Here is a 24,024-nt window from a genome sequence, read left to right as displayed (position 1 = left end):
CGGCGGCTACTCGGCCGCTTCGACGAACACCGTCCCGGCGCGCGGGAGGTCGAGGGTGTCCCAGGTCTCGGTCAACGCCGCCGTCAGCTTGGCGATGCGGGCATCGTCGTGGAAGGGCGAGGGCGTGATCCGCAGGCGCTCGGTGCCGCGCGGCACGGTGGGGTAGTTGATCGGCTGGATGTAGATGCCGTGGTGCTCCAGCAGGTGATCGGCCGCCGCCTTGCACAGCTCGGCGTCGCCCACCATCACGGGCACGATGTGGGTGTCGGTGTGCAACACCGGCAGACCGGCGGCCTCCAGGGCGGTCTTGGTCCGGGCGGCCTGGCGCTGGTGCGCCTCGCGCTCGACGGTCGAGCGCTTCAGGTAGCGCACCGAGGCGATGGCGGCCGCCGCGATGGCGGGCGGCAGGGCGGTGGTGAAGATGAAGCCCGGGGCGTGGCTGCGGACCGCGTCGCACAGGACCGCAGATCCCGTGATGTAGCCGCCGACGCAGCCGAAGCCCTTAGCCAGCGTGCCCTCGATCACGTCGACCCGGTGCATCACCCCGTCGCGCTCGGAGATGCCGCCGCCGCGCGGGCCGTAGAGGCCGACCGCATGGACCTCGTCGAGATAGGTCATGGCGCCGTAGCGGTCGGCGAGATCGCAGATCGCGCCGATGTCGGAGACGTCGCCGTCCATGGAATAGACGCTCTCGAAGGCGATCAGCTTCGGGCGGTCGCCCGCCGCGATCAGCAGTTCCTCGAGGTGCTTGAGGTCGTTGTGGCGGAAGACCCGCTTCTCGCAGCCCGAATGGCGCACGCCCTCGATCATCGAGTTGTGGTTGAAGGCATCCGACAGGATCAGGCAGTTCGGGATCAGCTTGGCGATCGTCGAGATGCCGGACTGGTTCGAGACGTAGCCCGAGGTGAAGACGAGGCCGGCCTCCTTGCCATGCAGGTCGGCCAGCTCGCGCTCCAGGTCGACCAGCGGCGAGTTGTTGCCGGCGATGTTGCGGGTGCCGCCTGCGCCGACGCCGCAGCGGGCGGCCGTGCGGGTCATGGCGCCGACCACGTCCGGGTGCTGGCCCATGCCGAGGTAGTCGTTGGAACACCAGACCGTAATCTCGGAAGTGCCGCCATCGGGTTTGCGCCAATGCGCGGTCGGGAAGCGGCCGGCGATGCGCTCGATATCGGCGAACACCCGGTAGCGGCGCTCGCTGTGCAGGCGGTCGAGGGCGGTGCGGAAATGCGACTCGTAGTCGATCCGGCCCTGACCGATGGACCCCGTCTTGATCGCAGCCTTGATTGCAGACGTGATCGCGGGCTTGGACTCACAGCCCGCTCCCTGGCCCGCTCCCTGCTGGCCCGCTCCCTGCTTGGTGTCGCTGATCTTGATCGTCGCGGGCATGCGGTTCACGGGCATCCGTCCTTCACGCTTGGGCTGAGGGGCCGGCGGTGGAATCGCGGCCTCCGGCGGGATCGTTTCCACGCGGACCCTCGTGCGGGGGGCCCTTGATGCAATCGGTCTCGGTGGCGAGCTTGGCGCACGCTCCATGAAGGAGTTGCTGACGACGCTCGCCCTGACTTCGGGTTTCCCCGACGCGGTCGCGACGATACAGGTGAACTTGGAATTGGTTCAAGTCGACATCCGCATTCCTGGTTTGCATCCATCGACCAGGGGATGCAAAGCCGACACAGCGACGTGGCGACGATGGGTCGCGCGGGGCCTCCCGGCGCGTCGCGGACCACGCTAGGCCCCTCCCCGCCCGATCCCGCTCCACCGGATCCCTGCGACGCATGACGGACGACGAATCCCAGGCCGACACGCAGGCCGCCACGAAAAAGACCCCGCGCAACGCGGCCGAGCAACGGGCCGAGCGCCTGAAGGCGGCCCTGCGCGACAACCTGCGCCGCCGGAAGGCACAGGTGCGCGGGCGTTCGCTCGGTTCCGGACCCGAGGAAACACCCGAGTCCGGCGGCGAAGCATAATCGGACGCGCAGAACCTCCTTTTCGACAAAACTTGGCTATAACGGTGCTGTTTCCACGCGGACGGCGCGCGTCCCGCCCGGTTTCACGTTCGATGTCTCCGATCAGCGGCGCGACCTGCGCCCCCGGAGGGCAAGATTTAGGCAAGGTTGTAGACACGATGGACCGCATCAACATCATCGGCGGCCGCCCGCTGCACGGCGTGATCCCGATCTCGGGTGCCAAGAACGCCGCTTTGCCCCTGATGATCGCCAGCCTGATGACGGGCGAGACCCTGGAACTCGGCAACGTGCCGCGGCTCGCCGACATCAACGCGCTCCTGCGCATTCTCGGCAATCACGGCGTCGACCACATGGTGGTGGGCAAGCGCCCGGGCCAGACCACCGAGACCGGCCAGACCATCCGCCTCACCGCCTCCAACGTCATCGACACCACGGCGCCCTACGAGCTGGTCTCGACCATGCGGGCGAGCTTCTGGGTGATCGCGCCGCTGCTGGCCCGCTTCGGCGAAGCGCGGGTCTCGATGCCGGGCGGCTGCGCCATCGGGACGCGCCCGGTCGACCTGTTGCTGATGGCGCTGGAGCGCCTCGGCGCCACCGTCGAGGTCGATGGCGGCTACGTCGTCGCCAAGGCCAAGAATGGCCTGCGCGGGGGCGAGATCCACTTCCCCAAGGTCACGGTCGGCGGCACCCACGTGGCCCTGATGGCGGCGGCGCTCGCCAACGGCTCGACCCTGATCGAGAACGCCGCGCGCGAGCCTGAGGTTGTCGATCTGGCGGCCTGCCTCACCAAGATGGGCGCCCGCATCGAGGGCGCCGGCACGCCGCGCATCACCATCGAGGGCGTCTCGCGCCTGCACGGCGCCCGCCACGACGTGCTGCCAGACCGCATCGAGACCGGCACCTACGCCATGGCGGTGGCGATGACCGGGGGTGACGTCACCCTGGAGAACACCCGTGCCGACCTGCTGCATTCGGCCCTCGACGTGCTCTCGACCACGGGCGCCGAGATCACCTCCGGCACCGACACGATCCGCATCCGCCGCAACGGTGGCGGCATCGCCGCCGTCGACATCACCACCGATCCGTTCCCGGGTTTCCCCACAGACCTGCAGGCGCAGTTCATGGCGCTGATGACGCTGGCCAAGGGCCAGTCGAACATCCGCGAGACCATCTTCGAGAACCGCTTCATGCACGTCCAGGAGCTGGCCCGCCTCGGCGCCAAGATCCGCCTCGAAGGTGATCTGGCCATCGTCGAGGGCGTCGAGCGCCTGAAGGGCGCGCCCGTGATGGCGACCGATCTGCGCGCCTCGGTCTCCCTCGTGATCGCAGGGCTCGCGGCCGAGGGCGAGACCAGCATCAACCGGGTCTACCACCTCGACCGCGGCTTCGAGGCCCTGGAGGCCAAGCTCGCCCGCTGCGGCGCGGAGATCACCCGCGTCCGCAGCTGACGGGACCGGCTCSCCGCCCGCTCGGGGCGGAGAGCCGGGCGGATCAGCCGCCGATCTCGCCGTGCTTGCGCCCGAAACCGGGGATGTCGCAGCCGCAGCGGGAGCCGTAGGGCTGCGGGCGGGTGATGCAGTTGCCGCGCTGGGTCAGGCAGAGGCGTCCGAAGCCCTCGCCGCCGTAGCCGCGCGGTCGCCGGTCGTAACGGTCCTCGTCGTAGCGCCGGCGCTCGTAGCGATCCTCGTCGTAGCGGCGCTCGTAGCGATGGGGACGATCGTGGTCGCCGTAATATTGCGCCTGCGCCGCGACGATCCCGAGGCCCGGGCCGAACGTCGCCGCGGTGGCGAGGGCGAGGATCGTCGTCTGTATGGTCTTGCGGGTCATGGCGTGATCCCCTCGGATGGTCCGTCTCGTTGCTCCCCGATCTAAGCGACCCCGGGCTGAACGCCGCCTGAGGACCTGCGGTGATCGGAAAAAGGGGCATGTCAGCCGAGGAACCGGGTGACCAGGCGCACCGCCGGGAGCACCGCCCGGGCGAGCCGGATCTGGCCGGGCAATTGCCGCGGGCCGAGGGGCCGGTGGACCAGGCGCGGGCTGGTACGCTCGGCCTCGGCCACCGCGTGGCCCGCCAGGGGATGGGCCGCGACGCGGGCGGCCTCCGCCTCGGTGATCCGCAGGGCCTTGGCCCAGCCGCGCTCGGTGCCGAGCCGGCCCGCCGCGTGCAGCCGGCGCAGCCGGCGGCGCCAGGCGTAGCGGAACAGGGCCCGCGGTACCGATTCGAGGCGGGCGTCGCACAGGCTGTCGGGCTTCTCGCAGCGCGCCCGGATGGTGTCGGCGACGCCGCCCGGCGCCCGTCCCACGAGGCGCCCCGAGACCGTGACCAGAATGGCCGGATCGTGCCGGACATGCAGCCCCTGGGCGAGCAGCAGCGCCACGAAGGCGCCATCCTCGCCGAGCGCGATCGCCGGCATGCCCCCCACCGCCCGGTAGGCCGCGACGCTGACGCTCAAGGTGGCGCCGATGGTGGTGCGGTGGCAGGGCCAGGGATCGTGCGGATCGGGGTCGATGCGCGCCTCGGCCTCGGTGAGGAGATCGCTGTAGATGTCCTCCCGGTCTCCGCGCCAATGCAGGGAGGGCGGCAGCAGGGCGCGCTCGTCCGCATCGAGCGCGATGCGGCCCGCCACCGCATCGGCGCCCCGGTCGAGGGCGGCCCGGTTGCGCGCGACCCAGTCCGGCGGAACCCGGCTGTCGGCATCGGTCGAGAGGATCATGCCGTCCGCCCCGAGCCAATCGGCCGCCCGGTTCATCGCCTCGCGCCGGGCCCAGCCCGCATGGGCGCCCGCATACGTCACATGGGTGACGCGGACCGGCATCGACATCCGCGGCACGAGATCGGCCACGATCGCCTCCGTGGCATCGGTGCAGTTGTTGAGAAACAGCACGACGCCGAGGCTTCCCGGTGGGATGCCGGTCTGAGCGTCGATGGCCCGCAGGCAGGCCGCGATGCGCTCGGCCTCGTTGCGCACCGGGATGGCGATGACCGCACCCGGCGCTACCAGGGCGGGACCGGTGAAGTGCCCGGAAGGTTCGGCTTGCCCGGAAAGTTTGGCTTGCCCGGAAAGTTTGGCTTGCCCGGAAAGTTTGGCTTGACCCGGGGTGCCGGCGGCCTCGGTCAGAGGGGGAAGAGACACGGTCAAAACTCCGTTCGCCGACACCGACACGGAGCCGGGGCAGCGACGCGTCCCTAGCAGGTCCGGCAAGCGGGACAATGGCAGAGTTCCGAGCCGCCAGTTGCCGTGGGCGGGTCGCCTCGCTACCTACGGCTCCCACACCGCGAGCGGCCGAACCCGCACCGGGCCGGCCCACCGACAGGAGCGCGACACCCGATCATGGAGCTTCTCAGGCTCGCTGCCCTCGACGCCGAAGATCTGGGCGTCATCTCCGCCCACCTGCAGGACGCGATCCTGAAGGGGAGCGACCTCGCCTATCTCAGCGCGCAGCATCGGTTCGTCCTGGTGGCGCGCCGCTTCGACTGGTCGGCGGAGGACGGTGCGCCGCCGCGCCGCCGCCTGACCGGCATCCATTTCGAGCGGGTGCTGAAGGTGCGCACCCGCGGCATCACGCCCGGTGCGGATGCCGAGACGCCCCTCGAACTCCTCGCCATCACCTTCGCGCCGACCGAGGCGCCGTCCGGCATCGCCACCCTGGTCTTCGCCGGCGGCGCGGCAATCCAGCTCGAACTCGAATGCATCGAGGTCCAGTTGAAGGATCTCGGTCCGGTCTGGGAGGTCGAGGGGCGTCCCGACCACGAAGCCGTGGTCGCCGGGCGCGCCGCGATCGCGGGACAGGCTCCAGCGGGACAGGCCCGAGAAGGAAACACCTGATGGTCCGTCTCGATTCCCGCGACGGCGACTTCGCCGCCGCCTTCGCGCGTCTGCTCAGCGTCAAGCGCGAGATCTCGGAGGATGTCGACGAGACCGTGCGCGGCATCATCGCGGGCGTGGTCGCGGGCGGCGACGATGCGCTCGTCGACTACACCCGCCGTTTCGACCGGCTCGGCGAGGACTTCACCGTCGCGTCCCTGCGCGTCACCCCGGCCGAGATCGAGGCCGCCGTCGCGGCCTGCCCGCCCGAGGCCCTGGAGGCCCTGCGCTTCGCCGCCGCCCGGATCGAGGCGTTCCACGCCGCCCAGGTGCCCGCCGACCACAGCGCCACCGACAGCCTGGGGGTCACCGCCGGCTGGCGCTGGACGGCACTGGAATCCGTCGGCCTCTACGTCCCTGGTGGCACCGCGAGCTATCCCTCCTCGGTGCTGATGAACGCGATTCCCGCCCGCGTCGCCGGGGTGCCGCGCGTCGTCATGGTGGTGCCGATGCCGGAGGGCACGATGAACCCGCTGGTGCTCGCCGCCGCGCAGCTCGCCGGCGTCGACGAAGTCTACCGGATCGGCGGCGCCCAGGCCGTGGCGGCGCTCGCCTACGGCACCGAGACCATCGCCCCCGTGGCCAAGATCGTCGGCCCCGGGAATGCCTGGGTGGCGGCGGCCAAGCGCCGGGTGTTCGGGCAGGTCGGCATCGACATGATCGCCGGTCCCTCCGAGGTGCTGATCCTGGCCGACGCGCACGCCAATCCCGATTGGGTGGCGGCCGATCTCCTGGCCCAGGCCGAGCACGACACCGCGGCCCAATCGATCCTGATCACGGATTCGGAGACGCTCGCCGGCGACGTCGCCGAGGCGGTGGAGCGGGCGCTCGGAACCCTGCCGCGGGCCGACATCGCGCGGGCGAGCTGGCGCGACTATGGCGCGATCGTGGTGGTGCGGGACTTCGACGAGGCGGTGCCGCTGGTCGACCGGCTCGCCCCCGAGCACCTCGAGATCGAGACGCAGGATGCCGAGGGGCTCGCCGCCAAGGTGCGCAACGCGGGCGCGATCTTCCTCGGCTCGCACACCCCGGAGGCCATCGGCGACTATGTCGGCGGCCCCAACCACGTCCTGCCCACCGCCCGCTCGGCGCGGTTCTCCTCCGGGCTCGGCGTGCTCGACTTCATGAAGCGCACCACGATCCTGCGCTGCGACCCGGCGGCCCTCCGGGCGCTGGGGCCTGCGGCCATCGCCCTCGGACGGTCGGAGGGCCTGGAGGGTCACGCCCGCTCGGTGGCGATCCGCCTGAACCTGTGAGGGTGCGATGTCCGGTGCGGCCAAATCCAGCGAGCCCCAATCGCCTCACCGCCTCGCGGTGGTGACCCTCGACGAGGAGTCGATCGGCCGGGGCAACCCGGATCAGGAGCATGAGCGCGCCATCGCGATCTTCGACATCCTGGAGGACAACAGCTTCACGATTCCCGGGCGCGAGGGCCCCTACGCCCTCACCCTCGGCCTGGTGGAGAGCAAGCTCGCCCTCGTCATCAAGCGCGAGGACGGCGAGCCCGTGATGACCCACCTGCTGTCGCTGACCCCGTTCCGCCGGGTGATCCGCGACTACGAGATGATCTGCGAGAGCTATTACAACGCCATCCGCACCGCCTCGCCTACCCAGATCGAGGCGATCGACATGGGCCGGCGCGGTCTGCACAACGAGGCCTCCGACCTGCTGCGCCAGCGCCTGGAGGGCAAGGTCGACCTCGACCACGATACCGCGCGGCGCCTGTTCACCCTGGTCTTCGCCTTGCACTGGAAGTCGTGACCCGCGAGGCCCGAGCGGCGCCCCCTCTCGAAGCGCGAGGCTGAGAAGAAGACCGGATGGCGGACGCGACCGGCCCGAAGAAGACGCGCGTGCAGTCGGCCCTGTTCATGTGCAACTTCAACGCCGTGCGTTCGCTCGCGGCGGAAGCCATCGCACGCCACTACTTCGGCAAGTCGATCTACGTGCAATCGGCCGGCGTCCGCTCGGGCGAGCCCGCCGACCCGTTCATGGTGGCGGCGCTGGACGAGATCGGCATCGATGCCGCGCGCCACAAGCCGCGCACCCTGGCCCAGCTCGAGGAATGGGAGGGCCTGAACTTCGACCTCATCATCACCCTGGCGCCCGAAGCCCACCACGCCGCCCTGGAACTGACCCGTACCAACGCGGTCGAGGTCGAGTACTGGCCGACCCCCGACCCGACCCACATCCAGGACGGCACCCGCGAGCAGCGCCTGGACGCCTACCGCGACGTCCGCGACGGCCTGGTCTACCGGATCAAGATGCGGCTGAAGGGGTGAGCCGCCGGATCGACGTCACCGGCCCGAAACTCTTCTCCCGGATGCGGGCGACGGCCTCGGCGAGGGGCTCCACCGCCACCGCCATGTGGTGGCCGTTGGCGTGGATGAGGCGGGTGGCGTCGAGCATCAGCCCCACATGGCCGCGCCAGAACACGACGTCGCCGCGCCGGAGCCCGTCGACGTCCGGGGCGAGCGGCTCGCCGAGCCCGCGCTCCTGCTGGTCGGCGTCCCGCGGCGCCGCGATCCCCGCCAGCGTCAGGCAGAGCTGGACGAGGCCCGAGCAGTCGAGTCCGAGGCTGGTGCGTCCGCCCCAGAGATAGGGCGTGCCGACGAGGCGCTCGGCGGTGCCGGCGTAGTCGGGCTCCAGGACATCGGCTGCCGTGCAATGTCCGGCGAACACGAAGCCCCCGGTCGCGAGGCGATGGTAGTCGCCGACCGAGTCCTGGACCTGGACGCGGGCGCCGAGCGTCAGGTAGCCGGTGGCGGGCAGCTTCAGGTCGGGTCCGGGATACAGGAAGCTGCGCAGGGCGGTGACGCGGTGGGTCGGCCCCCCGACGGGTCCGAGGGCCGCCTCCGGCAGGTAGCCGACATAGCCGTCATGGGCGAGCTGGACGAAGGCGAAGCCCTCGTCGGCCCCGTAGAAGGTGACCGCGTCGCCCATCACGGCCTCGGTCTCGAGACCGGCATCGAAGCGCGGCGCCCGCGTCAGCGGCGCGGCCGGCACAACGACGCTGCGCGCTTCGCCGACCACGTAGCGGGCGGCGTCGACGCGGCCTTGCAGGCGGATATCGGCGATCTCGGGCCGGGCCGGGACGAGGCGCGGGTCGGACAGGTCGAGCAGGGCGGTCGGCATGGGCGCGACTATCTCCCGGGGTTCGACCCGTCGCAACCGCCGACGCGGCGATCACCCCGTCTGCGTCATGGTGACGCTGGAAACTGCCTGTCCGGTCGGCAACCTGCGTCTCGGGAGGCCGCTCCGTCTGCGCCGAACCCGGATCCCTGATCGAAAATCCATCCAGTTGCCGCGCGATGCGTCCCACTGCAGGAAACGCACGGGGCGCCCGCAAATGTGTGCACTGCACAAACCGGCAAATCGGGATTACAGTCGGCGCATGCCCCCAGCGAGTCGCGCCGTGAAGAAGACCTCGAAATCCTTCCAGGATCTGCCGCCGATCCGCGTGCGGCGCGAGCCGCCGACGATCCCCGAGGCGGTCGCCGCCGCACAGGATCTCGCCGACGACATCGAACAGCAAGTCGAGATCGCCGCCGGCCTGATCGGCCTGCCCCTCGACGCGGTGCGCGAGCACGTGGTCGCCGCAGCCCAGGCCAAGGTGGAACGGATGCCCGAGCGTATGCCGGAACGCATCTTCACGGCGGCGAGCCCGAACCGGGCCCCCCGCACCGTCATCGTCGAGCGCCGCCGGCCGCCAGTCATCATCGAGCGTCGCGGGCGTCCGCCGATCGGACGCCCCTGATCGCGGCGTGAGAGGCTACCAGTCGAGCGTCTTGCCGGTGTAGTCGAGATAGGCCGTCCCGGTTCGGCCGAGCCGGGCCGCGATCACGTCGGCCATGCCGGTGACGCTGGTGGCGACGTCGATGTCGGCATCGGCTCCGCCCATCTCGGTGCGGACCCAGCCCGGATGCAGCAGCAGCACGCCGAACCCCGTTTCGCGATGGCGGATCTCGAAGCTGCGCGCCAGGGTGTTGAGGGCGGCCTTGCTCGCCCGGTAGGTCTCCCAGCCACCGGATTCGTTGAGGCCGACGCTGCCGAGGATTGAGCTCATGAAGGCGACGAGACCCTTCGGAGCCAGCCGGTCGAGGAAGACTTCGGCGAAGCGCACCGGGCTGATCGCGTTGGTCAGGTAGACCTGGGCGGCCACGTCACGCGGCACGGCATGGGCCGGATCGTGCGCCTGCGTCGCCACGCCCGCCACCACGAAGACCAAGTCGAAGCTCTGGCCGGCGAGGCGGTCATGCAGGGCCGCCACGGCGGCATCGTCGTCGATGTCCGCGGTCTCGATCGTCAGAGCGTCGTCGGCCAGCGCCGCGAGGCCCGGGGAAGCGGAGCGCTGAGTCGCGGTCACCCGCCAGCCCCGCTGCAGGAAGGTTTCGACGAGGCCGAGGCCGAGGCCGCGCGAGGCCCCGACGATGAGCGCGTTCTTCTGGGATGCCATGTGATCGTGTCCCTGGTTCGCGGACGGGCGCGCCGCCCTCGGGCCGGGCCGCCCGACCCTCAGCGGAGGAGGTTGGACGGATGAGCGGTTCCGGCAATCCGGGCCGCCCGCGCCGAGGTGTGCCGGCGCACCTGAGCGATCAATCCGCCGTCTGCACCGACCAGGTGGCGTGCTCGATACCGGGCATCCGCTCCAGGGCCGCCACCACGGCGTCGAGTTCGGCGGACGTCACCGCCGTCGCCACCAGGGTCGCCACCACCTCGACGGTGTCCTCGCCGCGCTCCACCACCTCGATGCCGCCGACCGGGTACTTTGCCGCCTCCAGGCGCTCGACCAGCAGGTCGCGGGCCGGGCCGGCACCGTCCGCCGCCACGGTCACCTGAACCTCGTAGGTGGCCTCGGTCTGGCTTTCGTCGATGGGCGCGCGATTGATGGCGTTGACGAGGGGCCGCAGCAGGGTGTTGCCGGCGAGCACGGCCGCCGTGACGAAGGCCGCCTCGAGGGGGAAGTCGGCGCCCGCGAAGGCGCCCACGGCCGCCGAGCACCACAGGGTCGCGGCGGTGTTGAGCCCGCGGACGTTCATGCCCTCCTTCATGATCACGCCGGCGCCGAGGAAGCCGACGCCCGAGATCACATAGGCCACCGTGCGGGTGCCGCCGGCGGCCCCTTCGAGACGCATGCCGAGATCGACGAAGGCCGCCGCCCCCACCGCCACCAGGACGTTGGTGCGCAGGCCCGCCGTGCGCTGGCGATATTGCCGCTCAGCCCCGATCAGGGTGCCGAGCCCGAAGGCCACGATGAGGCTGATCGCCGAATTGACCGCTTCGGGCAGCGGCCCGGACAGGATGGAACTCATCGCGCTGCCCTGACGGTGTCCCGTGACGGCACCATGACAAGGCGATCCGCCCAGCGGATCACGCCTGCGGATAGTCCGAGATGCCCCCATGCGCCGCCGACCACTTGGCCGGCTCGTGCAGGAAGCTCTCGACCTCGGCCAGCACCTTCGGGTCGAAGTGGCCGCTCTCCTTGGCCACCGCCAGCACGTCCCACCAGGTGGTGAGGTAGTGCAGCTGAATGCCGAGATCGGCCATCGCCTGACGGCTGTTGGGGAAGATGTCGTAGAAGAACATCACGAAGCAGTGGTCGACCTGGGCGCCCGCGTCGCGCAGGGCCTTGCAGAATAGCGCCTTGCTGCGCCCGTCGGTGGCCAGATCCTCCACCAGCAGGGTCCGGGCGCCCTCCACCACCTCGCCCTCGATCTGGGCGTTGCGGCCGAAACCCTTGGCCTTCTTGCGCACGTACTGCATTGGCAGCATCAGCCGGTCGGAAATCCAGGCGGCGAACGGGATGCCGGCGGTCTCGCCGCCGGCCACGTGGGTGATCGACTCGTAGCCGATGTCGCGCACGATGGTGGCGGCGGCGAAATCGTTCAGCGTCGAGCGGAGGCGCGGATACGAGATGATCTTGCGGCAGTCGATGTAGACCGGGCTCGCCCAGCCCGACGTGAAGGTGAAGGGCGTGTCCTGGTAGAAATGCACCGCCTTGATCTCGAGCAGCATCTTGGCCGCCTCGCGGGCGATCACGGCGCGGTCGATCGGCAGGAAGGAGGTCGTCATGCGCGGGTTCGCTCTCGTGCGGGCGGCGGGCGCGGCCCCGTCCCGCCTCCGGGCGGGGCCGCGCATCCGTCTGAAGGATGGGTTCTCCTTCCCGCCAACCGCCAAGGGCGTCAACCCTGGAGATGTACGCCGCCTCCGGAGAGGGGTGACGCCCTGGAGGTGCCGTCAGGCCGCCTTCACGTCGGCCAGGAAGCCGCCGACCTCGCGGGTCAGGCTCTCCGAGTGCCGCGCCAGTTCCTGGGCGGCGCTGAGCACCTGGGAGGCGGCTGCACCGGTCTGGCCGGCCCCGTCGCGCACGCCCGCGATGTTGACGGTCACCTCCTCGGTGCCGCGCGCCGCCTCTTGGACGTTGCGGGTGATCTCCTGGGTCGCGGCCCCCTGCTCCTCCATGGCGGCGGCGATGGAGCCGGCATAGGTCGACATCTCGGCGATGATCCGGCTGATCGTCTCGATGTCGGCCACCGCCTCATGGGTCGCACTGCGGATCTCTGTGATGCGCTCGCCGATCTCCCCGGTGGCCTTGGCGGTCTGGCCGGCCAGTTCCTTCACCTCGGAGGCGACCACCGCGAAGCCGCGCCCGGCCTCGCCGGCCCGCGCCGCCTCGATGGTGGCGTTCAGCGCCAGCAGGTTGGTCTGGGCCGCGATGCTGGAGATCACGTCGACGAAGGCGCCGATCCGCTCCGTGGTGCCGGCCAGCCGCCGCACGGTCGCGTCGGTGCGCTGGGCGTTCTCCACCGCCTGACTGGCGATGCGCGCCGACAGGCTCACCTGCTGCACGATCTCCTGCACCGAGGCCGACATCTCCTCGCTGGCGGCGGCCACGGTCTGGACGTTGGCGGAGGTCTCCTCGGCGGCGCCGGCGACGATCACGGTCTGCTGGTTGGTCTGGCCGGCGACGCTGCTCATGGATTGCGCGGTGGCCTCCATCTCGGTGGCGGCGCCCGCCAGCGCCTGGGTCAGGGTCGAGACGTTGCGCTCGAAGGCCTGGGTGAGGGCGTCGAGGCGCTGGGCCCGGCGCATCTTGGCCTCGTCCTCCGCCGCCTGCGCGGCCGCGAGACGCCGGGCCTCCACGGCATTGTCCTTGAACACCTGGAGCGACCGGGCGAGGAGGCCGACCTCGTCCCGCCGTTCGAGGCCCGCCACCGCCACCGCGTGGTCTCCGGCCGCCAGGCGTTCCATCGCCGCCGTCATGCCTGCGAGTGGGCGGATGACGCCGTAGAGCGTGATGAGGGCCAGCAGGCCGACCGCGACGCCGAGGCCGATGGTGGCGGTGAGGATGAGGGTGCGGGTGGCGCTCTGCGCCGTCTCGGTCGCGTCCTGCTTGGCGGCATCGAGATCGCGCAGGTTGGAGGCGACGCGCGTCGCCACGCTCTCGGTGAGCTTGATCCGGGCCGGCCGGACCTCCTGCTTCGAGATGCGGGCGGCGGCCTCGTTCTCGTTGCGGAGCCCCAGGGTGACCGAGCGCTCGGCGGCGGTGAAGAAGCGCTGGAGGTCGGCTCGAACTCCCGTGAGGATGGTCCGGCGCTCCGGCGTATCGGCCAGGGCGATCAGGCGCTCGAGGGTCTCGGAAGCGGTTTTCTGGTTCGCCTGATAGTGGTCGAACTCCGTCTTCATCAGGGTCTCGTCGGTCTCGATGATGGCGTTCTTCTCCGCAATCACCGCTTCGTCGATGGCCAGGGCCAGTCTCTGGGCCAGGAAGAGCCGCGTGGCGCGCACCTCGATGATCTGTGTCGTGTTCTGGTCCAACGTCGCCAGGCTGGAGCGCGCCAGGGCCACCAGGCCCACCGCCACCAGGATGAGGACCAAGCTGGGAATGGCGAGCTTTGCCATCAGCTTGAGATCGTTGAACGCGCGCATCGCAACCCCCGTGGATGACGCCGTCGCGGGACCATGATCGGCCTCTCGGTGACGCGGCGCTCCTCTCACGGTTCTGTGATAGTTCGCTGAAACAAGCGTTAACGAAACCGAAATTCGATGCATTGATGAATCTTATGCGTCCGCTTGGTTGTACCTCCGAAGCATTCAGACCTTGCTCAGTCACGCAGCGTGATTTTTTCCGGTTCCTTATCCTGCCATGTTGCCGAGGGTTTCCGCTCAGCTCGCGCCGGGTCGAGGACCGAAAATTTGGGGATGAGGTTCGAGCCGTTATGACGACTTCGGATCGCCGACCTCGTTCCGCTGGACACTTGATCGGCCGGCACTTGGTCGCCGGACATCACGCCCGTGCGCCCTCAGTCCAGGAAGGTCTGGAGGGCGGCCAGGGTCGCGGCGGGGTTCTCCTCGGCCAGGAAGTGGCCGGAGGCGATCTCGGTCGCGACGGCCTTCGGCGCGAAGGTCCGCTGCCAGGCGGCGAGCGGCGTCTCGGTGCTGCGATCGAGATAGCCGTCGCCGGTGAGGATCAGGGTCGGGCAGGCGAGGTGCCGGCCGGCCGCGAGATCGGCGAGGTCGGCCTCGCGGTCACGGGTGGCTCCCGCCCGGTAATCCTCGCAGAAGGCGTGGATGCGCTCGGGCACGCCCCAGGCCTGCCGGTAGAGGTGCAGGGCGGCGGGCGCGAAGGCCCGCAGGGATGTGTCCCCGCTCCAATCCCGCAGGAGTCCCTCGAAATAGGCATTCGCATCCCGGCCGATGGCCTGCTCGGGGCCCGGTGCCGGCTCGGCCAGAAACTGCCAGTGCGAGGATGTGCGCGGCGAGGGTTTGGGGGGGTCGGCCTCGATCCGCTCCCACTGGACCAGCGTCGGCAGGATGTCGAGGAGTGCCAACCGGGCGATCCGGCCGGGTTCGTCGAGGGCGAGACGGTAGCCGATGCGGGCGCCCCGGTCGTGCCCCACGAGGGCGAAGTGGACGTGGCCGAGGGCTTCCATCACGGCCACCATTTCGGCCCCGAGGGTGCGCTTGGCGTAGGCCTCGTGACGCGGATCGCCCTCGGGCGCGCTAGACCAGCCGTAGCCCTTGAGGTCGAGGCAGACGACGCGGCGGCGCTCGGCGAGCGCCGGGGCGATCCGATGCCAGCAGGCGTGGCTCTGCGGAAAACCGTGGAGCAGCAGCACCGGCGGCGCCTCCTCCGGCCCGCCGACGCGTGCGAAGAAGCGCCCGGCCGGGATGTCGATCCAACGGGACACGAAGGTGGGGAACAGATCCGTGGTCACGGGAGGCGCCTCCGGCAGGGGCCGGGGGAACGCGCGCCCCGAGCCAACGGTTCGCAGTCACGGCCGGTGACGATTCTGTTAGAAGCAGGCGGTTCTCCGGTTCCATCCACCGCTTCACTGCTGACCAACAGGATTTTCGCCGATGCCGACCTATTCGCTGCCGACCTGTCTGACTCCGTTCGTTCTGGCCGCCGGCCTCGCGCTTGCCAGCTTCGTCCCCGCCCAGGCTGCGGGTTGCTGCGGCGGCGGCGCCGGCATGATGTGCGGCAAGAGCAACAAGATGGATCTGCGCGCGGGTGGCATGAAACCGTCCCGGGCCAAGAAGGCCGCCTGCTGCTGCGAAGGCATGGCCGGCCACCGCATGGGCCCCCACGGCATGGCCCCGATGTCGAAGAAGCTCTGATCCAGCCTGGACGGGCGAATCCCGCGGGCAAGGCTGGGCAAGCAAGTCTCGGCTGGCGAGTCAGGGCAAGCAAGTCCGGACAGGCGAGGCTCCGGACCGGATCGTGCCCGAAACGGGGCGTTCGACCGGACAACCCCGGAGCAAGCCTGCGGCCTCGGGCAAGCCTGCAGCCTCAGGCAAGCCTGCGGCCTCGTGGAGGTCGGCGCGGGATTGACGCCCGCCCCGCGCAGCGGGCACACCCGAAGACTGCGGATCGCTCAAGAATTCGCATCCAAAAAAGCCACCGAGGAGACGCGCATGGATCGGCCCACCGTTCCTGCCCCCCAGACGATCCGGGCGATTCGTCCGATCGACGCGAGCCTGCTCGCACCAGCGGCGTTGTCCGCATGAGCGGCGCGATCCTCGCCGAGCGTCCGGCGTCCGGCGCTCCGCCCGTGGATGCCGCCCTGCGCGGGCGCATCCTCGCCCTGCGCGACGGCCTGCTGCACGGGCTCATCGGCGCCGACGCGATGGTGGAGCGCCTGCTGATCGGCCTCCTCACCGGCGGTCATCTCCTCATCGAGGGCGCCCCCGGCCTTGCCAAGACCCGCGCGGTCAAACGCCTGTCGGACGGGCTCGACGGCAGCTTCGCCCGCATTCAGTGCACTCCCGACCTGATGCCGGCCGATCTCACCGGCACCACGGTGTGGCGCCAGGATGCCGGCGATTTCGAATTCCTGCCCGGCCCCCTGTTCCACTCTCTCGTCCTCGTCGACGAGGTGAACCGCGCGCCCCCGAAGGTGCAATCGGCCCTGCTCGAGGCGATGGCGGAGGGGCAGATCACGGTCTCGGGCCACACCCACGCCCTGCCCGACCCGTTCATGGTGGTGGCGACCCAGAACCCGATCGAGCACGCGGGTACCTTTCCCCTGCCCGAGGCGCAGCTCGACCGCTTCCTCCTCCACGTCCTGGTGGAGATGCCGGACGAGGCCGCCGAGCGCCGCATCCTCGATCTCGTCGAGGGCGAATTGAACCACCACGCCGAGGCCATGCCGGTGCGGCTCTCGGTGGCGGAGATCCGGGCTGCCCGCGAGGCAGCCCTGAACGTCTACGTCTCCCCGGCGCTCAAGGACTACCTCGTGCGCCTGGTCGCCGGCACCCGCACCGATGCGGCGGCCCCGGACCTGCGCGCCGCCATCGAGCATCCGGCCTCGCCGCGCGGCACGCTGGCGCTGATGCTCGCCGGCAAGGCGCGAGCCTATCTGCGCGGCCGCGACCACGTCATCCCGGAGGATGTGGCGGATCTGGCCGCCGACGCGCTGGCGCACCGCATCGGCCTGACCTGGCGCGCCGCGGCCGAGGGCCAGACGGCGCGGGGCATCATCCGCGGCCTCGTCCAGCGGGTGCGGGCGCTCTGAGCGCGACGATGTCTGTCCCGAGCCCGGCCCCCGCCGCCCGGTCGGACACCGACCCGCTGCTGGCGCCGGGCATCCACCTCTCCGGCGAGGCGCTGATGGGCCTGCGCCACCTCGCCCGGCGCGGCACCGGCCCGGCCACCCGGACCCTCGCGGGCCTGCCCGGCGGGATCGTGACCCGGCGGCGCGGGCGCGGCTCGGAGCCGGACGACGTGCGCCTGTGGTCCGAGGGCGACGACCGCCGCCACATCGATCGCAACGCCACCGCCCGCACCGGCATCCTGCACGTGCGCACCCACCACGACGAGCGCGACCGCGCCGTGGTGCTCCTCGTCGATCTCCGGCCCTCGATGCTGTTCGGCACCAGGCGGGCGCTCCGCTCGGTGGCGGCGGCCGAGGCCCTGGTGCTGCTCGGCTGGCGCATCGTCGGCGACGGCGGCCGCATCGGCCTCGTGGCCGTGGGGGCCGGCGAGCCCGTGGTGGTGCGCCCGGCCGGCGGCGAGCGGGCCATGACGGCGATCACCGGCGCCCTGGCGCTGGCCCATGCCCGTGCCCTGTCGGAGGCCGGCGGCGCGGATCCGCCCCTGGCGGCGGCGCTCACCCTCGCCCAGAGCCTGCTGCCCTCGGGTGGCCACCTCGTCATCGGCAGCGCCCTCGATACGCCGGGCGCCGATTTCGACCATCTCCTGACCATCATGGCCGAACGCCTATCGATTCGCCTCGTCCTGGTCAGCGATGCCTTCGAGCGCGCCCGCCCGCCCGGCTTCTACCCCTTCGCCACGCCGGACGGCCGGCGCGGCACCGTCCAGGCGAGCCGGGCCGACACGGCACGGAAGAGCGCCGACGCGCCGCCGAGCGCGGATGCGCGCCTCGTCGCCTATGCCCGGCGCGGCATCGAGGGCCTGCGCCTCGACGTGGAAGCCGGCCCCGAAGCCTACGCCCCGCTGATGGAGCGCCTTGATGCGGTGCTCTGACGTGTTTCACGTGAATCAGGGGATCACCGCGTGAACTCCGACGCCGCTCCGAGCCTCGACCAGTTGCGCGGCCTGCACCTGCCCGCCGAAACCGGGGCCGCGCAGGGCGCCGTGATGCTCGCCATCGCGCTCGGGTTCACGGCCGCCCTCGCCTTCGGCCTGCTGCGCTGGTTGCGCGCCCGGCGGCGCGGTTCGGTGCGGCGGGCCGCCTTGCGCGAACTCGCCGCCGCCAATGCCCTGCCGCCGGAGAGCCGCCGCGTGGCCCAGGCCCAGTTGCTTCGCCGCCTCGCCCGGACGCTCCAGGGCGATGCGGCGGCGGACGCGCAGGGGGCCGCCTGGGCCGCCACCCTCGACCGCCTCTTCGCCACGACCTTCTTCAGCGCCGGCGCCGGCTGCATCTTCACCGACGGGCTCTACCAGCGCGGCGCGCCCGAGCCCGGGCCGGTGGATGCCGAACTGGCCCGCCTGTTCGCCCGGATCGGGGCCTGAGCCATGATGACGGGACTTTTGCCACAAGGGCTCACCGCCCTCGCCTCCGCCTTCGACCTCGCGAGTCCCTATGCCCTGCTGCTGCTGCCCCTGCCGCTGCTGGCCGCGCGGTTGATGCCGGCCGAGCGGGTGGGATCGAGCGGCGCCCTGCGGGTGCCGGCCTCCCTGGTGGCCGAGGCCGCGCGGGGCGAGAGCATCGCGGCGCGCGGTCGGGGTCGCGCCGTCCTGATCTGGACCCTGTGGAGCGCCCTCGTGGTCGCCCTGGCCGGCCCCCGCCTCGTCCTGCCGGCCACCGCCCTTCCGGCCTCAGGCCGCGAGATCATGCTGGCGATGGACCTCTCCGGCTCGATGGAGCGGCGCGACTTCGCCCTCGACGGCCAGACCGTGACCCGGCTCGCCGCGGTCAAGCGCGTCGGCACCGACTTCATCCGCCGCCGGGCCGGCGACCGCATCGGTCTCGTCATCTTCGCCAACGAATCCTACGTCGCCGCCAGCCCGAGCTTCGACACCGCCACGGTCGCCCGCGCCCTGGACGAGGCGACCATCGGCCTCGTCGGCCGCTCCACCGGCATCGGCGACGGCCTCGGCCTCGCCCTGAAGCGCCTGAGCCCGACGGGGGCCGAGGCCGGGGGCGTGCCACAGGCGGGAGGCGTGCCGCAGGCTGAGGGCGCGCCGCAGGCCACTGCCAAAGTGGTGATCCTGATGACGGACGGCGCCAACAATGCCGGCCAGACCACCCCCCGCGATGTCGCCGGCCTCGCCAAGGAACTCGGCATCCGGGTCCACACCATCGCGCTCGGCCCCCGCGACCTCTCGAATGCCGACGGCGAGCAGGACGTGGTCGACACCGAAACCCTGCGGGACATCGCCGACCTCACCGGCGGCCGGATGTTTCGCGTGAAAACCACCGACGATCTCATGGCCATGGCGGAGGCGATCGATCAGATCGAGGGCGGTCGCGCCAAGGCCCCGCCGGTTCCCCTGCGCAAAGACCTCTGGCCCTGGCCCGCCGCCCTCGCCTTCCTGGCGGCGGCCGGCCTCCTCGCGTCGCGGCGGACCGCATGAGCGTCCTCGACACCATCGCGGTCCTACGCCCCTGGTGGCTGGTGGCGATCCCCTTCGTCGCCGCCCTGGCGCTGCGCGCCGCCTGGCGCTCGGCGCCGCTCGGCGACTGGACCCGGGCCGTCGATCCCGCCCTGATGGCGCTCCTCGCCAAGCGCGGCGCGGTGCTGGGCGGACGCCGACAGGCGAACCTCGCCGCAGCCCTCGCGGCCGGCCTGATCGCCCTGGCGCTGACCGGCCCCGCCGTCGAGCGCCCGGACGCCGCCACCTTCCGCAACCTCGACGCCACCGTGGTGGTGGTCGACCTGTCGCGCTCCATCGCGGAGGGCGGGCACCTCAAGGATGTGCGCCAGATCGCCCAGAGCGTGGCCGAGGCGGCCGGGACCCGCAGCGTCGCCGTGGTGGTCTATGCCGGAGACAGCTACCTCGCCGCCCCGCCGACCACCGACCGCGACGCCCTGTCCTCGACCCTGTTCGCCCTCGACGGCGACACCGTGCCCGACCGGGGCACCCATCCCGAGCGCGGGCTGGCGCTGGCCCGCCGCACCCTGGAGGAGGCCGGCGTGATCGCGGGCGACGTGGTCCTGGTCACCGACGGCGACGGCATCGGCGACGCCGCCCTGCGGGAGGCGACCGCGATCCGGGCGAAGGGCTGGCACCTGCACGGTGTGTTCGTGCCCGCCGGACCCGGCCTGCCGACAGGCTCGCCGAAACCCGACCGGGGCGCTCTCGAACGCCTCGCCGATGCGGGCGCCGGGCGCTTCGCCGTCCTCGACCAGCCCGCCCCCGTGCTCGATGCGGTCGGCGTCAGCACGGCGCAGCACCTCGCCGCCGGCGGCTACACCGTGCTGGCCTTCGCCGATCTCGGGCGCTGGCTCGTGCTGCTGGCGCTGCTGCCGGCCCTCGTCCTGTTCCGGAGGGCCGCCTGATGAGGAGCGCCTGATGGCGATCGGTTTGTTATCCGCCCTGCCCGCGCCGCCCCGGGACTGGACCCGGTGGGCCCGCCTCGCCGGCCTCGGGCTCGCGGGCGCCGGCATCCTCGCCCTCACCGCCAGCACCCAGCCGCGCACCAACCTCGGCCGCACCCTGATGGGCGCCGGACTGCCCGGCGCCGCCGCCTGGGTGCTCGACGATCCGGCCTGGCGCGGCCCGGCCCTCTACCAGGCCGGCCGCTACGACGAGGCCGCTGCGCTGTTCCGCAGCGGCGGCCGCCGCAACGCCTACAACCTCGGCAATGCGCTCGCGAGATCCGGCGACCTGCAGGGCGCCCTCGACGCCTACGACGCCGCGCTTCAATACAATCCGCGCGATGCCGACGCCCAGGCCAACCGCTCGCTGATCGCCCGCCTGGTCGACGAGGGCGCCGGCGATCCCGGCAAGGGCGGGGGCGTGGCCAATGCCACCGCCACGGTGGGCGCGCGCTACAACAAGACCTCGAACCAGGACCCCAACGACGACACCCAGGCCACCTCCAGCGGCGAAGGCCTCGCCGGCAACAAGGAGGGCGGCACCACCTCCTCGACCCCCGGCAACAGCAAGGTCGCCCGCCGCGGCAAGGCCGAGCAGGTCTCTGTGGATTCCGGCAAGGGCGAGGCCCGGGGCTCGGCCAGCGACGCGGCCGGACGCGGCCGCACCGGCGCCGGCTCGGCCATGGTCGCGGCCGCCCCCGAGCGGGAGGTGCGCCGGGTGACCAAGAGCTTCGAAGCCCACGAAATCCGGCCCGACCGCCTCTGGCTCCAGACCCTGCCGGACGATCCGGGGCGCTATCTCAAGCTGCGCCTGAAGGCCGAGCAGGCGGTCCGCATCGAGGCCGGCACCGCCGTGCCGGGTGGGAGCAATCCATGGTGAGCGATCGTTCCGAGCCATCCGCCGCGCGGCCCCGGGATGACGGCGAGCCGACAGGATTCTTGCACCGGCGCAGCATCGTCGCTGCCTGTCTCACGGCCTTCCTCCTCGCGCCCGTTCCCCTCCGAGCCGAAATCAGTCCCGGCGATCTCACCCTCACGGTCACCCCGGAACGCAACGGCAACGCCGATCCGTTCTCGCGGGAGATGGTCCTGCTGCGCATCCACGGCGTCTATCGCCAGGCGATCCTGCTCGAAGAGGTGATCCAGCCGTCGCTCGCCAATTTCAGCTGGACCCAGCTCGGCCGCGACGCCTGGTCGAAGACCCGCCTGCCCGACGGACAGGTGGCGATCGCCTTCGACCGGGTGGTGGCGATCTTCCCGCACCATCCGGGCGACTTCACCATCGATCCCTTCATCCACCGCCTCACCGTCAACGAGGGCGGCAAGCGCGTCGTGGTCGACGTGCCCTCGGCTCCGGTGAACCTGCCCGTCGCCACCTGGACCAAGCCGGTGGGCGGCCCCGACGCCAAGGAGCCGTGGTGGCTGCCGGCTAAGGACGTGACGATCACGGATTCCTGGAGCCCCGATCCCGAGACGGTGAAGCTCGGCGAGACCACCCGCCGCATCGTCACCCTGGAGGCGCAGGGCCTGGTCGCCGAGGGGCTGCCGCCCCGGCCGGTGATGCGCACGCGCGGCATCCTCACCTTCGCCGGACCGGTCACCCGCGAGACCCTCATCACCCCGTCCGGCCCGGTGGCGCGCGCCACCTACCAATGGGACGTGCGCCCCGCCATCGATGAGGTCATCCCCCTCGACGCGATCGTGATCCCGTGGTTCGACACGGTGTCCCGGACCCTGCGCGAGGCCGAGATCCCGGCCCGCCAGATCGGCGGCGGCCTGCCCGACCGCGACGACGAGGCCAAGCCGATCGTGCCGGCCTCCCCCCTCCTGGTGGTGACGGCCGCCCTCGGCGCCTTCGGGCTCGGCCTCGCCCTGATCGGCGTCGGAACCGGCCGCGACGTCCGCCGCCGCCGTCTCGACGCCCGAACGCGGCGCGCCCTGAGGCAGGCCGCCTCGGCCCGGGACGCGCGGGCCTTTCGCGCCGTGCTCGACCCCGTCCTGTCGGGGCGGCCCGACCTGGCCCGCGCCTGGCAGACGCAGCCGGAGATCGCGGCCGGGCTCGCGGCGCTGGACGACAGCCTCTACGGCCAGGGTCCGGCGGCGGCCCTCGACTTGCCTGCCCTCGACTTGCCCGCCCTCGCCCGTGCCCTGGCCCGGCCCGTGACGGTGGCACCGGCCTTGGCGGAGACGCGACCGCGCCTCGCCGCCCTCGACGGTCGCAAGGCACCCTCGGCCGCAGCGCCGCAGGCGCGCTCGGCAACCCCATGACGCTCACCCGGCGCACGATCCTGCGCGCTGGCGCCGTCCTGCCGGTTATGGTCCTGCCGGTGCTGGTCCTGCCGGTGCCGGTCCTGCCGGGCTCGGTTCAGGCCTCGCCGGACCTCTTCGTCGAGGCCGGCGCGGCTCTCGAACAGATCGCGCGCGACCTCGGCGGGCGGGTCGGTGTCACCGTCCTCGACACGGGGGGCGGCCCTTCGCTGCAGCTTGCGGCCGATGCGGCGTTCCCCCTCTGCAGCACCTTTAAGCTGCTGCTCGCCGCCGCGATCCTGGCCCGGGTCGAGGCCGGCCAGGACCAGCTCGACCGCCGGATCGCCTACACGGCGGCCGATCTCGACGTGTACGCCCCGATCACAGGCGGGGCGCTCAAGGAGGGCGGGCCGGAAGCCGGGGCGATGTCCGTCGCGGCGCTGTGCGCGGCCGCGATGGTGTGGAGCGACAACACCGCCGCCAACCTGCTGCTCGAGGCGCTCGGCGGTCCCGCCGCCCTCACGGCCTATTGCCGGAGCCTCGGCGATTCCGTGACCCGGCTCGACCGCACCGAGCCCGACCTGAACAGCGCGGAGCCCGGCGATCCGCGCGACACCACCCGACCGGCCGCGATGGCGGCGACCGTCCGGACAATCCTCCTCGGCGACGCGCTCACGCCCGGCAGTCGCGCCCGGCTTGAGGGCTGGATGACAGCGGCCCGCACCGGCACGATGCGGCTGCGGGCTGGGCTTCCGGGCGATTGGGGCGTCGGCGACAAGACCGGCAGCGGCGCCTACGGCACCGCCAACGTGGTGGCGATCCTGCGCCCGCCGGCCCGGCCGCCCCTGATCGCCGCGCTGTACCTGACGGGCTCTACGGCGTCGGCCGAGGCGCGCGATGCAGCCCACGCGGCGATCGGCCGGGTCATCGCGACCGCCTATGGTTAACGGTCGGTTCACGCCCGCCTGCCAAGGTCGTCCCGCGAGGAAAGGTCGTCTCGCGCGAGGGGGACCCGATGCGGCGTGGCTCTGTGGCGATCAGACGGGGCGGACCGGTGCTCGTGCTCCTGGCCGGACTGGCGCCGATCCCCGCCGGGGCGGCGGATTTCGGCGGCCTCGCCTATCCGACCCCGGGCCGCGCGTTGGACGGCGCCCCGGCGGAGCCCGAGGGCCTGCCGCGCTACTTCCCGCGAGCCGAGGAGGACGGTGGCGTGGTTCACCGCGGACCGGTGCCGCGCCGGCGCCTGGCGGGCTGCATCCCCCGGCGGGTTCCCATCCCCACCGATGCCCCCGGCGATCCGAGCTATGTCGGCTCAGCGTATGGGCTCGGCAAGCCGAGCTATTACGGCTTCACCCCGCCGCTCGGCATCGACGATCCCTACGGACGGCCGCTGCGGCCCTATTGTCCCTGAGGCGGCTGGCATCCCGGCGACGGTGCGA

Annotated in this window: 26 protein-coding genes; 17 read left to right on the top strand and 9 right to left on the bottom strand. The window is 71.8% G+C overall.

Features of this window, described 5'->3' with window-relative positions; translation table 11 throughout:
- Positions 1–6 precede the first annotated feature (6 nt).
- A complete protein-coding gene (gene hemA / locus ASF57_RS18225; protein WP_082504160.1) occupies positions 7–1,401 on the bottom strand; it encodes a 5-aminolevulinate synthase in 1,395 nt (464 codons plus the stop codon).
- Positions 1,402–1,775: 374 nt separating this feature from the next.
- Here hemA and ASF57_RS18220 point away from each other — a divergent pair, with 374 nt between their 5' ends.
- Both ASF57_RS18220 and murA read left to right on the top strand, forming a co-directional pair.
- The gene (locus tag ASF57_RS18220; protein WP_056485671.1) at positions 1,776–1,967 is read left to right on the top strand and encodes a hypothetical protein; all 192 of its coding nucleotides are present in this window, start codon (positions 1,776–1,778) and stop codon (positions 1,965–1,967) included.
- Positions 1,968–2,125: 158 nt separating this feature from the next.
- Positions 2,126–3,415, top strand: coding sequence for a UDP-N-acetylglucosamine 1-carboxyvinyltransferase (gene murA / locus ASF57_RS18215; protein ID WP_056187622.1), 1,290 nt, complete (start codon positions 2,126–2,128; stop codon positions 3,413–3,415).
- A 43-nt stretch (positions 3,416–3,458) separates the two neighbouring features.
- Here the strand turns inward: murA and ASF57_RS18210 are convergent, their stop codons facing one another.
- Together ASF57_RS18210 and ASF57_RS18205 are read right to left on the bottom strand one after the other, a co-directional pair.
- On the bottom strand, positions 3,459–3,794 hold the full coding sequence (locus ASF57_RS18210) for a hypothetical protein (protein WP_244476996.1): 336 nt from the start codon (positions 3,792–3,794) through the stop codon (positions 3,459–3,461).
- Positions 3,795–3,895: 101 nt separating this feature from the next.
- The gene (locus ASF57_RS18205) at positions 3,896–4,969 is read right to left on the bottom strand and encodes a glycosyltransferase family A protein (protein ID WP_244477023.1); all 1,074 of its coding nucleotides are present in this window, start codon (positions 4,967–4,969) and stop codon (positions 3,896–3,898) included.
- Between the two features lie 330 nt (positions 4,970–5,299).
- Here ASF57_RS18205 and ASF57_RS18200 point away from each other — a divergent pair, with 330 nt between their 5' ends.
- Genes ASF57_RS18200 through ASF57_RS18185 form a run of 4 tightly spaced genes read left to right on the top strand, consistent with a single transcriptional unit; the run spans position 5,300 to position 8,112 of the window.
- The gene (locus ASF57_RS18200; RefSeq protein ID WP_056485667.1) at positions 5,300–5,794 is read left to right on the top strand and encodes a DUF2948 family protein; all 495 of its coding nucleotides are present in this window, start codon (positions 5,300–5,302) and stop codon (positions 5,792–5,794) included.
- Positions 5,794–7,089, top strand: a complete 1,296-nt coding sequence (gene hisD / locus ASF57_RS18195) for a histidinol dehydrogenase (protein WP_056485664.1) — start codon at positions 5,794–5,796, stop codon at positions 7,087–7,089. Before ASF57_RS18200 ends, hisD begins: the two co-directional genes overlap by 1 nt.
- 7 nt (positions 7,090–7,096) lie before the next feature.
- Positions 7,097–7,594 (top strand): UPF0262 family protein, encoded by a 498-nt coding sequence (locus ASF57_RS18190; protein ID WP_056187612.1) that lies wholly within the window; start codon positions 7,097–7,099, stop codon positions 7,592–7,594.
- Positions 7,595–7,650: 56 nt separating this feature from the next.
- Positions 7,651–8,112 carry a low molecular weight phosphatase family protein gene (locus ASF57_RS18185; protein ID WP_056187609.1) on the top strand — a complete coding sequence of 154 codons (462 nt, stop codon included), beginning with the start codon at positions 7,651–7,653 and terminating at the stop codon, positions 8,110–8,112.
- On the opposite strand, the gene ASF57_RS18180 is transcribed toward ASF57_RS18185, so the two are convergent.
- Entirely contained in the window at positions 8,090–8,953 is an 864-nt protein-coding gene (locus ASF57_RS18180) for an NlpC/P60 family protein (protein WP_056486165.1), read from the bottom strand. The genes ASF57_RS18185 and ASF57_RS18180 overlap by 23 nt on opposite strands.
- A 271-nt stretch (positions 8,954–9,224) precedes the next feature.
- Here ASF57_RS18180 and ASF57_RS18175 point away from each other — a divergent pair, with 271 nt between their 5' ends.
- Positions 9,225–9,587: a hypothetical protein gene (locus tag ASF57_RS18175; RefSeq protein WP_056485661.1), complete on the top strand. Its 363-nt coding sequence runs from the start codon at positions 9,225–9,227 to the stop codon at positions 9,585–9,587.
- 15 nt (positions 9,588–9,602) lie between these two features.
- On the opposite strand, the gene ASF57_RS18170 is transcribed toward ASF57_RS18175, so the two are convergent.
- The 5 genes from ASF57_RS18170 to ASF57_RS18150 form a co-directional block, all read right to left on the bottom strand.
- A complete protein-coding gene (locus tag ASF57_RS18170; protein ID WP_056485656.1) occupies positions 9,603–10,286 on the bottom strand; it encodes an SDR family oxidoreductase in 684 nt (227 codons plus the stop codon).
- A 139-nt stretch (positions 10,287–10,425) separates the two neighbouring features.
- The gene (locus tag ASF57_RS18165) at positions 10,426–11,142 is read right to left on the bottom strand and encodes an MgtC/SapB family protein (RefSeq protein WP_056187599.1); all 717 of its coding nucleotides are present in this window, start codon (positions 11,140–11,142) and stop codon (positions 10,426–10,428) included.
- A 58-nt stretch (positions 11,143–11,200) separates the two neighbouring features.
- The gene (locus ASF57_RS18160; protein WP_056187596.1) at positions 11,201–11,902 is read right to left on the bottom strand and encodes an orotate phosphoribosyltransferase; all 702 of its coding nucleotides are present in this window, start codon (positions 11,900–11,902) and stop codon (positions 11,201–11,203) included.
- A 165-nt stretch (positions 11,903–12,067) separates the two neighbouring features.
- Positions 12,068–13,759 carry a methyl-accepting chemotaxis protein gene (locus ASF57_RS18155; RefSeq protein WP_056485652.1) on the bottom strand — a complete coding sequence of 564 codons (1,692 nt, stop codon included), beginning with the start codon at positions 13,757–13,759 and terminating at the stop codon, positions 12,068–12,070.
- Between the two features lie 374 nt (positions 13,760–14,133).
- Positions 14,134–15,048, bottom strand: a complete 915-nt coding sequence (locus tag ASF57_RS18150) for an alpha/beta hydrolase (RefSeq protein ID WP_056485649.1) — start codon at positions 15,046–15,048, stop codon at positions 14,134–14,136.
- A 142-nt stretch (positions 15,049–15,190) separates the two neighbouring features.
- Here ASF57_RS18150 and ASF57_RS18145 point away from each other — a divergent pair, with 142 nt between their 5' ends.
- The 10 genes from ASF57_RS18145 to ASF57_RS18100 all read left to right on the top strand — a co-directional run bounded on the left by ASF57_RS18145 (position 15,191) and on the right by ASF57_RS18100 (position 23,996).
- Positions 15,191–15,451 (top strand): hypothetical protein, encoded by a 261-nt coding sequence (locus tag ASF57_RS18145; RefSeq protein ID WP_056485646.1) that lies wholly within the window; start codon positions 15,191–15,193, stop codon positions 15,449–15,451.
- Between the two features lie 386 nt (positions 15,452–15,837).
- Positions 15,838–16,848 carry an AAA family ATPase gene (locus ASF57_RS18140; protein WP_056485642.1) on the top strand — a complete coding sequence of 337 codons (1,011 nt, stop codon included), beginning with the start codon at positions 15,838–15,840 and terminating at the stop codon, positions 16,846–16,848.
- A gap of 95 nt (positions 16,849–16,943) precedes the next feature.
- Positions 16,944–17,819 carry a DUF58 domain-containing protein gene (locus ASF57_RS18135; RefSeq protein WP_156376233.1) on the top strand — a complete coding sequence of 292 codons (876 nt, stop codon included), beginning with the start codon at positions 16,944–16,946 and terminating at the stop codon, positions 17,817–17,819.
- 30 nt (positions 17,820–17,849) lie between these two features.
- The gene (locus ASF57_RS18130; RefSeq protein WP_056485635.1) at positions 17,850–18,308 is read left to right on the top strand and encodes a DUF4381 family protein; all 459 of its coding nucleotides are present in this window, start codon (positions 17,850–17,852) and stop codon (positions 18,306–18,308) included.
- A 6-nt stretch (positions 18,309–18,314) separates the two neighbouring features.
- Entirely contained in the window at positions 18,315–19,373 is a 1,059-nt protein-coding gene (locus ASF57_RS18125) for a VWA domain-containing protein (RefSeq protein WP_156376232.1), read from the top strand.
- Positions 19,370–20,299: a VWA domain-containing protein gene (locus ASF57_RS18120; RefSeq protein ID WP_056485631.1), complete on the top strand. Its 930-nt coding sequence runs from the start codon at positions 19,370–19,372 to the stop codon at positions 20,297–20,299. Before ASF57_RS18125 ends, ASF57_RS18120 begins: the two co-directional genes overlap by 4 nt.
- A 13-nt stretch (positions 20,300–20,312) precedes the next feature.
- Entirely contained in the window at positions 20,313–21,218 is a 906-nt protein-coding gene (locus ASF57_RS18115) for a tetratricopeptide repeat protein (protein ID WP_056187570.1), read from the top strand.
- Entirely contained in the window at positions 21,212–22,606 is a 1,395-nt protein-coding gene (locus ASF57_RS18110; protein ID WP_082504109.1) for a BatD family protein, read from the top strand. Before ASF57_RS18115 ends, ASF57_RS18110 begins: the two co-directional genes overlap by 7 nt.
- Entirely contained in the window at positions 22,603–23,532 is a 930-nt protein-coding gene (bla, locus tag ASF57_RS18105) for a class A beta-lactamase (RefSeq protein WP_244476995.1), read from the top strand. Before ASF57_RS18110 ends, bla begins: the two co-directional genes overlap by 4 nt.
- A gap of 68 nt (positions 23,533–23,600) precedes the next feature.
- Positions 23,601–23,996, top strand: coding sequence for a hypothetical protein (locus tag ASF57_RS18100; RefSeq protein WP_056187567.1), 396 nt, complete (start codon positions 23,601–23,603; stop codon positions 23,994–23,996).
- Positions 23,997–24,024 lie beyond the last annotated feature (28 nt).

It is taken from the genome of Methylobacterium sp. Leaf117 (assembly GCF_001422985.1).
Lineage (GTDB): Bacteria > Pseudomonadota > Alphaproteobacteria > Rhizobiales > Beijerinckiaceae > Methylobacterium.
This window is presented reverse-complemented; position numbering and strand designations above follow the sequence as displayed.

Excerpts from the sequence above, each read along its gene's own strand:
- hemA (WP_082504160.1), bottom strand. The coding sequence starts at position 1,401 with ATGCCCGTGAACCGCATGCCCGCGACGATCAAGATCAGCGACACCAAG.
- ASF57_RS18220 (WP_056485671.1), top strand. The coding sequence starts at position 1,776 with ATGACGGACGACGAATCCCAGGCCGACACGCAGGCCGCCACGAAAAAG.
- murA (WP_056187622.1), top strand. The coding sequence starts at position 2,126 with ATGGACCGCATCAACATCATCGGCGGCCGCCCGCTGCACGGCGTGATC.
- ASF57_RS18210 (WP_244476996.1), bottom strand. The coding sequence starts at position 3,794 with ATGACCCGCAAGACCATACAGACGACGATCCTCGCCCTCGCCACCGCG.
- ASF57_RS18200 (WP_056485667.1), top strand. The coding sequence starts at position 5,300 with ATGGAGCTTCTCAGGCTCGCTGCCCTCGACGCCGAAGATCTGGGCGTC.
- hisD (WP_056485664.1), top strand. The coding sequence starts at position 5,794 with ATGGTCCGTCTCGATTCCCGCGACGGCGACTTCGCCGCCGCCTTCGCG.
- ASF57_RS18190 (WP_056187612.1), top strand. The coding sequence starts at position 7,097 with ATGTCCGGTGCGGCCAAATCCAGCGAGCCCCAATCGCCTCACCGCCTC.
- ASF57_RS18185 (WP_056187609.1), top strand. The coding sequence starts at position 7,651 with ATGGCGGACGCGACCGGCCCGAAGAAGACGCGCGTGCAGTCGGCCCTG.
- ASF57_RS18175 (WP_056485661.1), top strand. The coding sequence starts at position 9,225 with ATGCCCCCAGCGAGTCGCGCCGTGAAGAAGACCTCGAAATCCTTCCAG.
- ASF57_RS18170 (WP_056485656.1), bottom strand. The coding sequence starts at position 10,286 with ATGGCATCCCAGAAGAACGCGCTCATCGTCGGGGCCTCGCGCGGCCTC.
- ASF57_RS18165 (WP_056187599.1), bottom strand. The coding sequence starts at position 11,142 with ATGAGTTCCATCCTGTCCGGGCCGCTGCCCGAAGCGGTCAATTCGGCG.
- ASF57_RS18160 (WP_056187596.1), bottom strand. The coding sequence starts at position 11,902 with ATGACGACCTCCTTCCTGCCGATCGACCGCGCCGTGATCGCCCGCGAG.
- ASF57_RS18155 (WP_056485652.1), bottom strand. The coding sequence starts at position 13,759 with ATGCGCGCGTTCAACGATCTCAAGCTGATGGCAAAGCTCGCCATTCCC.
- ASF57_RS18145 (WP_056485646.1), top strand. The coding sequence starts at position 15,191 with ATGCCGACCTATTCGCTGCCGACCTGTCTGACTCCGTTCGTTCTGGCC.
- ASF57_RS18140 (WP_056485642.1), top strand. The coding sequence starts at position 15,838 with ATGAGCGGCGCGATCCTCGCCGAGCGTCCGGCGTCCGGCGCTCCGCCC.
- ASF57_RS18135 (WP_156376233.1), top strand. The coding sequence starts at position 16,944 with ATGGGCCTGCGCCACCTCGCCCGGCGCGGCACCGGCCCGGCCACCCGG.
- ASF57_RS18125 (WP_156376232.1), top strand. The coding sequence starts at position 18,315 with ATGACGGGACTTTTGCCACAAGGGCTCACCGCCCTCGCCTCCGCCTTC.
- ASF57_RS18120 (WP_056485631.1), top strand. The coding sequence starts at position 19,370 with ATGAGCGTCCTCGACACCATCGCGGTCCTACGCCCCTGGTGGCTGGTG.
- ASF57_RS18115 (WP_056187570.1), top strand. The coding sequence starts at position 20,313 with ATGGCGATCGGTTTGTTATCCGCCCTGCCCGCGCCGCCCCGGGACTGG.
- ASF57_RS18110 (WP_082504109.1), top strand. The coding sequence starts at position 21,212 with ATGGTGAGCGATCGTTCCGAGCCATCCGCCGCGCGGCCCCGGGATGAC.
- bla (WP_244476995.1), top strand. The coding sequence starts at position 22,603 with ATGACGCTCACCCGGCGCACGATCCTGCGCGCTGGCGCCGTCCTGCCG.
- ASF57_RS18100 (WP_056187567.1), top strand. The coding sequence starts at position 23,601 with ATGCGGCGTGGCTCTGTGGCGATCAGACGGGGCGGACCGGTGCTCGTG.